The sequence below is a fragment of the Actinomyces sp. HMSC08A09 genome, from assembly GCF_001807465.1.
Lineage (GTDB): Bacteria > Actinomycetota > Actinomycetes > Actinomycetales > Actinomycetaceae > Actinomyces > Actinomyces oris.
On the sequence record NZ_KV789096.1, the window covers coordinates 133,787 to 146,480 of the forward strand.

Here is a 12,694-nt window from a genome sequence, read left to right on the forward strand (position 1 = left end):
CCGTGGTGAGATGGTCCCATGCCCCAGGACCCCGTCCGTCTCCTCCCGCCCGCCGAGGCGGCCGAGCTGCCCGCCGCCGACGCCGATGGGCAGCGGGTCCTGGACCGCGTGGCTGAGGGCTCCAACGTCGTCGTCCTGGGGGCTCCTGGGACCGGTAAGACGTCTCTGGCCCTGAGGCTGCTGGCCGAGGCGGTCGCCGGTGGACGCGACGCCGTTCTACTGGCCCCCACCCGGGCGCGGGCCGACTGGCTGCGCGGCCGGGCCGCTCACCTGCTGCGTGAGGGCCATGGCGACGGCGTCGTCCGAGTGCGTACCCCCGCAGCCCTCGCCCTGACGATCCTGACCACCTCTTTGACCATGCGGCCCGACCCGCTGCCGCCTCCGGTGCTTCTGGCCGGTGCGGAGGAGGACTCCGTCCTGGCCTCCATGGTCAGCACCGTCACCTGGCCGGGGCTCCCCGCCGAGGCCACCGGGTCTCGGGCGTTCCGCTCCGAGCTGCGCAACCTCCTGGCCCGCGCCGGAGAGCTCGGCGTCAGCGCCGACGACCTGGCCGACCTGGGACGCCGGCTCAATGTGCCTATCTGGGGGCCCGCGTCCCAGCTCCTGCGCACCTGGGACGCACAGGGGCGGGCCAGCGCCGAGCGCCGGGCCCAGACCCGCAAGATGGACACGGCTCGCCTCCAGGACCGAGCCGTGGAGGCCCTGAGCTCCTGGGGCGCCGACGCCGTCACCGCCCCCCGCCCCGTCCCGGACCTCGTCCTCGTGGACGACTACCAGGACTGCACGGCTGCCACCGCCAGGCTCCTGACGGCCCTGGCGACCCCGGACCCCGACGGGCACCGGGCACAGGTCGTGGTGCTGGGGGACCCCGACGTCGCCGTGGAGACCTTCCGCGGGGGCACCCCCAGCCTGCTCGTCGCCGCCGAGGACCACTCGGGGCTCGCAGCCACCCGCCTGCGCCTGACCACCTGCTACCGAGGCAACCCGGCCATCGCAGCGGTGATCCGCGACCAGAGCGCCCGGGTCCCGGTGACCGGCACAACCGCCCACCGGCAGACGACCCCGGCGCCCCAGTCCTCAGCACGGTCCTCGGCAGGGCCTTCCTCCGGGGCGAGCGACGCTGAGCGCCCGCAGGTGGCGGCCGGCGTCGAAGTCATCCTGGCCTCCTCCGCCTGGCAGGAACACGCCCACGTCGCCCGGGCGCTCAGGCTCGAGCACGTCCACCACGGCACCGCCTGGTCACAAATGGCGGTCATCGTTCGCAGCGCCGCCGACGCCGAGACCCTCGCCAGGGACCTGCGCAGACGAGGTGTGCCCCTGGCCTCACGCACGCCCGCGGTCCTGCTACGCGCAGAACCGGCCGCAGCCGCGCTCCTGGACATCGTGCGCGCCGCCATCCGCGACCAGCTGGGCGGGCACGGTGAACCGCCCCAGCGCGACGCCGCCATCAACCTCCTCACCAGCCCCCTGGTGGGGCTGACCACCATGGACCTGCGCCGACTGCGCCGCAGGCTGCGCCAGAACCCGCTCGCAGCAACCCCGCACGCCAGTGCGGCCGAGCCCAGTGAGCCCAGTACCTCCACCGGTCCCGCCCCCGTTCCCGCTGCAGGGACCGGGCCCCGAACCGGCGGCGACGCCGCCCTCCTGGCCCTGCTGGCCGACCCCGAGCAGGCCTCCGGCTTCGCCCGGTCCCTGGACGGGCAGCCGCTGAGTGCCCAGGCGGAGCGGCTCCTCACCGCAGCCAGGATCCTTGAGGCCTTGCGCTCCGCCATCGAGCAGACCCCGGACGAGGCCCCGCACGATGTCGAGGCCCTGCTGTGGGCCGCCTGGAACGCCTCCGAGCGGGCCGAGGCCTGGCGCACCACCGCCCTGCTGCCCTCGGCAAGCTCGGTGCGAACGCTCCTGTCCGAGGCCGCCGAGCACGACCTCGACGTCGTGACGACCTTGTTCAAACGCGCCGAGGTCTGGGCTGAGCGCCACCCGGGCCAGGACGCTTCCAGCTTCCTGGCCGAGCTCGACGCCGAGGTCCTGCCCTCGGACTCCGTCGCCCCTCAGGGGCGGCGCCCGGAGGGTGTGGCCGTCATGACCCCGGCCGGTTGCGCGGGCCAGGAGTGGGAGCTTGTTGTGGTCGTCGGACTGGAGCGGGACCGCTGGCCGGACCTGCGCCTGAGGGACTCCCTGACCCGCGCCGGCCTGCTCGTCGACGCCGTCACCGGCCGCCTGACCACAGACACCGCTGCACCGGGGGAGGGAAGCGGCGGCAGCGGCACCGTGGCCGCCGCCCGGGTGCAGGTGCGCGCCGATGAGCGCCGCATGCTCATCATGGCCCTGTCCCGCGCCTCCAGGCGCCTCCTGCTGACCGCCACCGCCGACGCCGAGCACGCCCCCTCACCCTTCCTGACCGAGATCGCCCGCACCGCCGGGATCGCCCTGACCGACGCCGATGGCACCCCTCTCCTGACCCCCGACACCGGTGACCTCACCCTGCGCGGCCTGGTGGGGGAGCTGCGCCACGCCGCTATCTGCGGGAACCTTGAGACGGCCACCGACGCCGAGCGCCGCCGCGGCCGGGCCGCCGTCGACCTGTTGGCCGACCTCGCCCGCCAAGGCGTACCCGGCGCCGACCCCGCCACCTGGATCGGCGCGACCGGCCCCACCTCCAGCGCCCCCCTCATCGCCGCCGGCGAGCGGATACGGGTCAGCCCCTCCGACGTGGAGGGCCTGGCCGCCTGCCCCCTCAAGTGGTTCCTGACCCGCAGCGGCGGATCGGCCCCCGCCAGCGACGCCCAGGCCCTGGGCAGCCTTGTCCACGCCGTCGCCGAACGGGCGGAGAAGGAGCACCTGCGCGGTCCGGCCCTGCGCGAGGCCTTCGAGGAGCGCCTGACCGACCTCGGCTACCCCGCCACCTGGCAGGGAGGCCTGGCCGCAGACCGCGCCCGCGCCATGATCGAGCGCCTCGATGCCTACCTGGCTGACTGTGACGCGCTGGGCATTCGCGCCGACGTCGAGCAGCCCGTGCGCGCCGACGTCGACATCCCCCTGAGTGTCCTCAGCCCAGCGGTCCGCCAGCGGGCCGGTCTGCGGATACCGACGAAAGGCGGCAACGCCGTCCCGGTCGCGATCTCCGGGCGCATCGACCGCCTCGAGCACATCGGCGGCCTTTTGGGAGGCGAGTCGGAGGAATCCGCCGGACCCGACCGGAACGGCACGGTGCGCGTCATCGACCTCAAGACCGGGCAGCGCGTCCCCAAGGACGTCCAGCGCCATCCCCAGCTGGCCACCTACCGGCTGGCCCTGAGCTCGCAGGGCCTCGACGTCGTCGGCGGAGCCCTCGTGCTCCTGGGCAAGGAGCCCTCCAAACGCTCCGGGGACGGCTACGTCCTGGCTCCGCCGGGTGCCGCACTCGACCCCAGCCCCGCCGCCCCGGAACCAACGCAGGAGCCCGCGTGCGAGCCCGCTGAGGAACCGGGTGACGCGGAAGCGAACGGTGCTGCCGACAGCAGCGAGGAGTACTGGGCCGAGGAGCTTGTGGCCACCGCGGCCGTGGCCGGAGTGGGCCCGCAGATCGAGGCCCGCACCGGTGAGCACTGCCGTACCTGCCGGGTCAAGGACTCCTGCCCCGTGCAGGTCGAGGGAAGGAGAGTCGTCTCATGACCCCCACCGGTCCACGCCGGCTCACCCCCCAGGCCCTGGCAGAGGCGCTCGGCATCCACACCCCCACCCAGGAGCAGGCGCTCGTCATCGCCCACCGGCTGAGCCCCCTGCTGGTGGTCGCCGGAGCCGGCTCGGGCAAGACCGCCACCATGGCCCAGCGAGTCGTCTATCTGGTCGCCACCGGGCAGGTCCGCCCCGACCAGATCCTCGGACTGACCTTTACCCGCAAGGCCACCGCCGAGCTCGACCAGCGCGTCGCCTCCCGCCTGGCCGGCCTCAGTGCGGCCGGCCTGCTCCCGGTCGCCGCACCGGGGCGCGACAGCGGAGCGGAGGGCACCTCTGACGCCACCGACTTTGGCGAGCCGATGATCGCCACCTACAACTCCTTCGCCGGCGCCCTGGTGCGAGACCACGGACTGCGCATCGGCGTGGACCCCGACTCCACCCTCATCACTCAGGCCCGCTCCTGGCAGATCGTCACCTCCCTGCTTGAGGCTCGCACGCTCCCGCTGCCCAACGAGAGTCTCAGCCACAACGCGAGTGCCACCCTGGTCCTGGCCGACTCCCTGAGCCAGAACCTGCTGACCATCGAGGAGGCCGCCAAGGACTTGGCCGATCTGTCCGAGCAGTTCACCGCCCTGGCCGCCATCAAGGGCTGCAAGACCCTGGTCGGCAAGGCCCCCGCCGTCATGGCCGAGTGGGAGGCCCTGCTCGACGTCGTCGCCGAGCTGCATGCGCACAAACGTCACCACGGCCTGCTCGACTTCGGTGACCAGATCGCCCTGGCCTGTGCCATCGCCGAGTCCGTCCCCGAGGCCGCCGCCCAGGTGCGGGCCCAGTACCCCGCGGTCCTGCTCGATGAGTTCCAGGACACCTCGGTGGCCCAGGTCCGGCTCCTGTCCGCCCTCTTCGCCGACTCCGGGGTGACCGCCGTCGGTGACCCCCACCAGGCCATCTACGGGTGGCGAGGAGCCAGCGCCGCCGCCCTGGACACCTTCCACCAGCGCTTCAACCCCGCTGGCACCGCCCTCCTGGAGTCCGGGACCTCACCGGTCGAGGCCACCCCCGTCCTGGAGCTGTCGACCTCCTGGCGCAACGACTCCACCATCCTGGAGGTCGCCAACGTCGTCTCCGCACCCCTGCGCTCTGGCGTCGTCGAGGACGGGGACCCTGTCGGCGAGCACCTCACCGTCGCCCCCTTGCGGGCCCGCCCCGCGGCCTTCGGCCTGGAGCCCGGCGCGGTGTACGGGGCCTTCCTCCAGGACCCCGCCGAGGAGGCCCGCACGGTGGTCGCCTTCCTTGCCGAGCGCTGGTCGCCCAGTGCCGAGATGGCCGTCCTGTGCCGCACCCGGGCGCAGATGGATCCCATCGCCGCCGAGCTGGAGGAGGCCGGCCTGCCCTACACGATCATCGGCCTGGGCGGGATGCTCTACGTCCCCGAGGTCGCCGACGTCCGAGCCCTGCTGACCGCGGCCTCGGACCCGGAGCGCGGGGACCGGGTGGTGAGGCTCCTGACCGGTTTCGGCATCGGTGCCCGCGACCTGCGGGCCCTGGCGTCGCTGGCCCGCGAGCTCACCCGCACCGCGACCGAAAGCGGCAAGGACGCACCAGGACCTCACGGCGACCATGCCGAGGCCGACTCCCCACTGCTCAGCGAGGCCCTGGACACCCTGCTGCGATGGCATGAGGACGGCGCGCAGGAAGAGCAGGAAGAGTCCGCCGTGGTCCGGGACCTGACCGAGGCCGGGCGGGCCGTTGCCTTGCGCACCGCCCGGGCGATCCGACGCATCCGGGAGGCCGTCTCCCTGCCCCTGCCCGACCTCGTGGCCCTGGCCGAGCAGGTCCTCGACCTCGACATCGAGATCGCCGCCCGGGTCGGCCACCCCATGGGGCACCGCGCCCTCGACTCCTTCCACGAGACGGCCCGGGCCTTCGCCGCCGACACCGACGCCCCCACCCTCACCGGCTTCCTGGAATGGCTCGACGCCGCCGAGGAGCACGAGGACGCCATGAGCGCCCCCGAGGTCGAGCCCTCGCCCGGGGCGGTCCAGCTCCTCACCGTCCACGCCGCCAAGGGGCTGGAGTGGGACGTCGTCGCCGTCCCCGGCATGGACGAGCAGGTCTTCCCCTCCTACACCAGCGCCGTCAAGGACGATCTTCGCGTCGCGGAGACCGGCTGGATGGGCTCCACCTCCACCTTCCCCTTCCCGCTGCGGGCCGACGCCGGCGACCTGCCCCCCTTCACCGTGGGGGACCTCGACCCGGCTGCCACCGACAAGCCCCTCCTGACCGAGACGATGAGCGCCTACAAGGAGGCCCTCGGACGCCAGAGCCTGCGCGAGGAGCGCCGCCTGGCCTACGTGGCCTTCACCCGGGCCCGCCACGAGCTCCTCCTGACCGGCTCCCACCTGTCCAAGACCGCCTCCAAGCCCCGCTGCCCCTCACGCTTCCTCACCGAGCTCCAGCGGCGCGACCTCCTGTCTTCCTACGCGGAGGGCTGGGTCGACTTCGATGAGTCCCGCCCCAACCCACTGACCGCCCTGACCCAGGTGGGCACCTGGCCCCCCGACGCCGACGCAGCGGAGACCCTGGACAGCCAGGCCCTGGAGGCCGGGGGAGAGGACGCCCCAGTCGCCGACCGGCTCGCCGCTGTGCGCCGGGCCCGGCGCGCGGCCGCCGCCCAGGTCACCGCCGCCATGGGCGGCGCCGCCCCCGCCCAGGAGGCGTACGCTCAGGCCCAGCCCGACGACGAGACGGTGCGGCGGTGGCGACTCGAGGTGGGACTCCTCCTGGCCGAGCGCACCCGGGCCCTGTCCAACGGCCCCGCCGTCCGCCTGCCCGAGCACCTGGCCGCCACTCGCCTGGACGACCTGCGCGCCGACCGCCGGCAGTTCGCACTCGACCTGCGTCGCCCACTCCCACCCGAGCCCCGCGCCGCCGGCCGGCTCGGAACCGTCTTCCACGAGGCCGTCGCCCAGCGCCTGAGCGCACGTGGCACCCTGTTCGGCCTGGGGCAGGCGGGCGTGCCCGACAGCCTCGGACCCCAGGACCGGGACCGCATCGAGCGCTGGCTGGGCACTGCCGAGAACCTGCCGCTCCTGGAGGACTACGTCCTGGCCGAGACCGAGACGGACCGGGAGATCACCATCGGCGCCACCACCCTGCGCTGCCGCATGGACGCCGTCTTCCAGCGCTTGGACGGTTCCGGGTGGCTCATCGTCGACTGGAAGACCGGGCGCCGACAGGTGCCAGTGGACCAGCTCAGCGTCTATGTCCACGCCTGGGCTGCCTCCCAAGGCGTGCCCACCGGGTCGGTACGGGCCGCCTACGTCTACGTCGACTACCCCGGAGGACGCGTCGATGAGCTCACTGCCGAGGGCCTGCTCAGCATCGAGCACATTCAGGCGGCCCTGACGGTGGGGTAGGGGCCGCAGTGAGACAAGGGCCGCAGAGCAGCGCGCCTGTCAGCTCTCCTCGTCGTCGACGCGCACCATCGCCACCGGATTGGTGATGGCGTCAGGCTCAGCCGGCTCGCGAACCCCGGGCACCGGTGCCAGCCGGGGCGTGGCCGGCTCCACCAGCGGGGCGTCACCCACCTGGGCGGCCAGATCCTCCAGCATCGCCACCGCGTCATTGATGACCGGCTTGTCCCCGGTCCTCACCCCGTGCAGCAGCCAGCGCGCCAGGCTCAGCTCACTGACCAGCTCGGCGCGCTCACGCAGGTGGCGGTCAACGCCCTCGGAGCGGGCGATGTCGTAGGCGTCCTCAATGGAGTCCAGGCAGTCCACCGGCGCCGAGGAGTACACCCAGGCCAGGTCCTCGGCCGGGTCACCCACATGCGCCTGGGACCAGCCCCGCACGGCCACCACCGTGCCACCGGCCACCAGGACGTTCTCCTCGGCGAGGTCGCCGTGGACCACGGTGGGGCGGAAGCGCCACAGGGCGGTGTCCTCCAGGGCCTGCTCCCAGCGTCCCAGCAGCGCCGGTGGGGTCCTGCCTGTCGCGGCGGTGTCGTCCAGCAGGCTCAGCCAGCGCCGACGCACCTCCTCGGCGTCGTAGACCGGCATACCGGCCTCGGAGATCACCGTCATGGACAGCTCGTGGATCTCACCGAGCGCCTTGCCCAGGCCCGCCGACATCCCCGGTCCCGGCCGGAGCGTCTCCACCGGGATCGGCTTGCCCTCCACATGGGAGCGGACCTGAATGTGCGCGTCCTTCTGACGCAGGGACCCGGCGACGCGAGGAACGTCGAAGGAGAGCCGTCCGTCGTCGACGACCCGTCCGATGCGGCGCAGCACCTCGGCCTCAGCCTCCAAGGAGGCGCCCACGGCGTCGGTGCGGGCCTCATGGACCTCCCAGTGGCGGCCCTGGGTGTCGATGACACCGATGATGTGCCGCTCCGGGGTCTCGGACTGCGGAAGCGCCAGCCGAGTCGGGTTGAGGCCGGCGACGGCGACGCTCGCCATCGCCGCCAGGGAGAGCGCGGTGTGGTGAGGGCGAGGAGTCTCGGCGGGCTGAGCCTGTGGAGCCGGCGTGCTGTTGCGGGGCGGCTCGGCCGAGGCACCCGGCAGCGGGGCCACGACCACGGGAGCACGATAGTCCTCGTCGTGCTCGTCGGATCGCTGATCGGAGGGCTCAGCCTGTTGCTGGTGGTTGTCCTCATCGCCGGCCTGAGCCTCAGCGTGCTCGACGTCGGAGGTCACCTCATCGGCGAGGCTGTCGACACCGCCGTCGACATCAGTGGTGCCGGGGGCGTCCGGGGACTGCGGAGGCTGTGACATGGTCCAACCGTAGGCGACAGGTCCTATGTCTCGCAGGACAGCCGCGCCCGTCCGCTGGCGGCAAACGTCCAGGGACGTGGGCAACGGCTTGAGGAATGTGCCAGAAGGCCGATGTTATCCACAGGTTATGTCGAGGTGGTGGCCATGTCGTGACCAGGTGCCCTAGAGTTTATCCGTGACAATGGTCACCGACCGGCTGGTGTGTCACGGCTCAGTGCAGAGCCCCGGGTCGGTCCTCACATCATCCTCAACTCCTCACCCTCATACGACTCCCACGCTGAGAGGCATCATGGACGCTGCCGATCTTCTCCTGACCGAGGTTCGCGAGCTGGTGCGCGCTCGCGGCATCGACCCTCTCAAGGACGCCTCCGACCTGGAACAGCTCGTCACCCAGGCCGAGGAGGACTATCTGCGTCGCTCCGACGCCGGACTCGTCCCGCCGCTCATCGACCCCAAGGGGGCGCGTACCCACGTACTCGACTCCATGGCGGGGCTGGGCCCGCTCCAGGGCTACCTCGATGACGAGTCCATTGAGGAGATCTGGGTCAACGCCCCCGGCCGAGTCTTCGTCGCCCGTTCCGGGCGCCCCGAACTGACCACCACGATCCTGGAGAGTGAGGACCTCGCGGTCCTGGTCGAACGGATGCTGCGGGCCTCCGGGCGCCGCCTGGACCTGTCCAGCCCCTTCGTCGACGCCCAGCTCGCCGGGGGACAGCGGCTCCACGTCGTCATCCCGCCCATCACCTCCCAGCACTGGGCCCTCAACATCCGCAAGCACCCCTCCCGCGCCTCCCGCACCGCCGACCTCGTGCGCATGGGCTCGCTGACCAGCCAGGTCGCCGCCTTCCTGGACGCCTCCGTGCAGGCCGGCCTCAATATCCTGGTGTCGGGCGCCACCCAGGCCGGCAAGACCACCATGGTCAGGGCGCTGGCCGGAGCGATCCCGGGCGCGCAGCGGGTCATCTCCTGCGAGGAGGTCTTCGAGCTCGCCCTGCGCAACCGGGACTGCGTGGCCATGCAGACCCGGCCGCCCAACCTTGAGGGAGTCGGAGAGATCAGCCTGCGGCGCCTGGTCAAGGAGGCCCTGCGCATGCGCCCCGACCGCCTCCTCATCGGAGAGGTCCGCGAGGCCGAGGCCCTGGACCTCCTCATCGCCATGAACTCGGGCCTGCCGTCCATGTGCACCATCCATGCCAACTCCGCCAGGGAGGCCATCATCAAGATCTGTACGCTTCCGCTGCTGGCGGGGGAGAACGTCTCCAGCGACTTCGTGGTCCCCACCGTCGCCAGCGCCATCGACCTGGTCGTCCACCTCGACCTGGATCGCAGCGGGCGCCGTACGGTGCGAGAGGTCGCGGCCCTGTCCGGCCGGGTGGAGAACGGCATCATCGAGCTCTCCGACGTCTTCCACCGCGACCCCACCGGCAACCTCGTCCGGGGCGCCGGAGCGCCTGACGCCGCCGAGCGCTTCAATCGGGCCGGTCATGACCTCACCGCCCTGCTCAGCTCCCGCCCCGCAGGCCCCCAGGAGGCCTACTGATGGGCGCCGTCGCCGGGCTCCTGGGCGGGGTGGGGCTGCTCCTGATCTGGATGGCCTGCACCTCCGACCCGCCTCAGTGGCGCTCGAGGCGCTCCCGTCTCCTGGCCGACATCCTGGTCCAGGCCGGCGCCGGCCGCACCAGCCCCGCGATGTTCGTCCTGGGGTCGATCGGGCTGGGGCTGCTGATCGGTCTGGTCTTCCTGGGAATGTCCCGAGCCTGGCCGGTGGCCGTGGCCTTCACCGCCATCTTCACGGCGATTCCTTTCCTTGTCATCTCCTCACGAGCGCGTAACCGCCGCACCCGGCTGCGCGAGGTGTGGCCCGAGGCCGTCGACACCCTCGTCTCCGGCGTCCGTGCGGGCATGAGCCTGCCGGAGGCGCTGACCAACCTCGGTGAGCGCGGCCCGGAGGCAGTCCGCCCCCAGTTCCGGGCCTTCGCCACCGACTACGCCGCCTCGGCCCGCTTCGACAGCTCTCTGGACCGTCTCAAGGCCCGCTTCGCCGACCCGGTCGCCGACCGGATCGTTGAGGCCCTGCGCCTGGCCCACGAGGTCGGCGGCACTGACCTGGGGACGCTGCTGCGCTCCCTGTCGCAGATGCTGCGTGAGGACATGCGCACCCGAGGTGAGCTCGAGGCTCGCCAGTCCTGGACCGTCAACGGCGCCAAGGTCGCGGTCGCCGCCCCGTGGCTGGTTCTGGCGCTGCTGTCCAGCCGGCCTCAGGCAGCAGCGGCCTACGCCACCGGCGCCGGAGCCGTCATTCTCCTGATCGGAGCCGTTGTCTCGGTCATCGCCTACCGGCTCATGCTGCGCCTGGGGCGGCTGCCCGAGGAGGAGAGGACGCTGCGATGAACCCCATGAACGCGATGCTCACAGGAGGACTCGCCGGGCTGCTGGGGGCCGTGGGCGTCCTGTGCGTCATCTCGGCCTTCCGCCGACGTCGCCCCACACTCATGGCCCGCCTGGAGCCCTACGTCCACCGCCGTCCCACGACCTCCGGCCTGCTGGCCGCGCCGGCAGGGCCGACCTCTGACGGGAGCACCGTCGTCGGCCTGCTCATGGCCTCCACCGCACGTGCTCTCAGTCTCGGCAGGCTGATGGACACCCTGGGCTCGTCGGCCGACTCGGTCCGGCGGCGCTTGACGCGATCAGGGTCGTCACTGGGGGTCGATCAGTTCCGACTCCAGCAGGTCCTGTGGTCGACGACGGCGCTCCTGCTCGTCCTGACTGCAGGCGGCCTGGCGGCCCTGGCCCGCTCCGTCAACGTGCCCGCGCTCATCCTCCTGTGCCTCATGGGCACAGTGGCCGGGGCCGCTGCCCGCGACTGGTGGCTCAGCCGGGCCGTGGCGAAGCGGCTGTCACGGATCGAGGCGCAGCTGCCCGACGTCGTCGAGCTGCTGGCCCTGGCGGTGGGTGCCGGTCAGGGCCCGGTGCCGGCCATCGAGCGCATCGTCGCGCTGGGCCGGGGCGACCTCGTCGACGAGCTGAGCAGCACTCTGACCGACATTCGCTCCGGCACGGTCCTGTCCACAGCCCTGGACCGTATGGAGCGGCGAGTCGGTTCCGTCCACGTCACCCGCCTGTGTGAGGCGATCATCGTGGCCCTTGAACGCGGCACACCGTTGGCCGAGGTCCTGCGCTCCCAGGCCGCCGACGTGCGTGAGGCGGCGCGCCAGGACCTCATGGAGGAGGGTGGAAGACGGGAGATCGCCCAAATGGTCCCCGTGGTCTTCCTCGTCCTGCCCATCACCGTCGTCTTCGCCCTCTTCCCGGGACTGTTCGTCCTCAGGCTGGGGGTGTGAAGCGCACCCACCACCCTCTCCCCCCTGCACCTGCCGAGCCCAATCAGCCTCCGTCCTTTTGCCCAGAATCCCGACCGACAGCAAGGAGCAGTCATGAAGCGCCTCCTCCCTCCCACATCCCACCGCCCTGACCCCGGTTCCCGGTCGTGGCGTGCCACCGGTGCGACCCGGATCGATCTGCGCGATGAGCGCGGCGACGTCCCCGGCTGGGTCCTGGTGACCCTCATGACTGCGGGGCTCGTCGTGGCTCTGTGGACGGTGGCCGGCAGCACGCTGACCGAGGTCTTCCTCAACGCCATCGCGAAGGTGACCAGTGCGATCTGAACGAGTGCCCCTCCTCGGGGTGCTCCAACGGGCTGGTCGCGCCCTGCCCCGGCCGGCTCGCCCCTGCCCGCGCGATCACAACGAGTCGGGCTCGGCCGTCGTCGACTTCGTCATGGTCGGTGCGCTTGTCATCGTCGTGTTCGTGGCGCTCCTCCAGGTGGCCCTGGGGGTCTACGCCCGGAACGTCCTCACCGACGCCGCGGGCGATGGTGCTCGTCGAGCCGCACTGGTCGGAGGCACGGAGGCCGAGGCGCGCCAGCGGGTGCAGGTCCTCACCGACGCCGCCCTCAGGCGTGGCTACGTAGACACCGTCACCGTCTCGCGGGTCCCCTCCGGCGACCTGAGGATCGTTGAGGTGACGGTGACAGCGCCCTTCCCGGTCCTGGGGCTGTTCGGCCCCGGTGGGACACTGCGGGTCACCGGGCACGCCATCGATGAGTCCTCCCTGATCCAGCAGAGGTGAGCTCGGGTGGTAGGCATGGTCGGCTCCAGGCGTTGCGGTCGCCGAGCCGCGTTGCGGTCGCCGAGGGCGGTCCCGGCCCGCGCCCTCATCACTGGGTGGGCCGTCAGCCGGCTCCGAGAGGTACTCAGGGA

The 12,694-nt window shown here is 72.3% G+C and carries 8 protein-coding genes; 7 read left to right on the forward strand and 1 reads right to left on the reverse strand.

Annotation, left to right across the window (positions count from 1 at the left end):
• Window positions 1-18 precede the first annotated feature (18 nt).
• The gene (locus tag HMPREF3165_RS04185; RefSeq protein WP_070511037.1) at window positions 19-3,654 is read left to right on the forward strand and encodes a UrvD/REP family ATP-dependent DNA helicase; all 3,636 of its coding nucleotides are present in this window, start codon (window positions 19-21) and stop codon (window positions 3,652-3,654) included.
• Window positions 3,651-7,079, forward strand: a complete 3,429-nt coding sequence (locus tag HMPREF3165_RS04190) for an ATP-dependent DNA helicase (RefSeq protein WP_070511039.1) — start codon at window positions 3,651-3,653, stop codon at window positions 7,077-7,079. The genes HMPREF3165_RS04185 and HMPREF3165_RS04190 overlap by 4 nt, the downstream gene beginning before the upstream one ends.
• A 39-nt stretch (window positions 7,080-7,118) precedes the next feature.
• Here HMPREF3165_RS04190 and HMPREF3165_RS04195 read toward each other — a convergent pair whose 3' ends face one another.
• Entirely contained in the window at window positions 7,119-8,435 is a 1,317-nt protein-coding gene (locus HMPREF3165_RS04195; RefSeq protein WP_003786676.1) for a phosphotransferase, read from the reverse strand.
• 289 nt (window positions 8,436-8,724) lie between these two features.
• Here HMPREF3165_RS04195 and HMPREF3165_RS04200 point away from each other — a divergent pair, with 289 nt between their 5' ends.
• The 5 genes from HMPREF3165_RS04200 (at window position 8,725) to HMPREF3165_RS04220 (ending at window position 12,563) form a co-directional block, all read left to right on the forward strand.
• The gene (locus HMPREF3165_RS04200) at window positions 8,725-9,975 is read left to right on the forward strand and encodes a TadA family conjugal transfer-associated ATPase (protein WP_070511041.1); all 1,251 of its coding nucleotides are present in this window, start codon (window positions 8,725-8,727) and stop codon (window positions 9,973-9,975) included.
• Window positions 9,975-10,826 (forward strand): type II secretion system F family protein, encoded by an 852-nt coding sequence (locus HMPREF3165_RS04205; protein ID WP_020991685.1) that lies wholly within the window; start codon window positions 9,975-9,977, stop codon window positions 10,824-10,826. The genes HMPREF3165_RS04200 and HMPREF3165_RS04205 overlap by 1 nt, the downstream gene beginning before the upstream one ends.
• Window positions 10,823-11,776 (forward strand): type II secretion system F family protein, encoded by a 954-nt coding sequence (locus tag HMPREF3165_RS04210; RefSeq protein ID WP_083303187.1) that lies wholly within the window; start codon window positions 10,823-10,825, stop codon window positions 11,774-11,776. Before HMPREF3165_RS04205 ends, HMPREF3165_RS04210 begins: the two co-directional genes overlap by 4 nt.
• A gap of 93 nt (window positions 11,777-11,869) precedes the next feature.
• The gene (locus HMPREF3165_RS04215; protein ID WP_003786669.1) at window positions 11,870-12,100 is read left to right on the forward strand and encodes a hypothetical protein; all 231 of its coding nucleotides are present in this window, start codon (window positions 11,870-11,872) and stop codon (window positions 12,098-12,100) included.
• The gene (locus HMPREF3165_RS04220) at window positions 12,090-12,563 is read left to right on the forward strand and encodes a TadE family protein (RefSeq protein WP_070511043.1); all 474 of its coding nucleotides are present in this window, start codon (window positions 12,090-12,092) and stop codon (window positions 12,561-12,563) included. Before HMPREF3165_RS04215 ends, HMPREF3165_RS04220 begins: the two co-directional genes overlap by 11 nt.
• Window positions 12,564-12,694 lie beyond the last annotated feature (131 nt).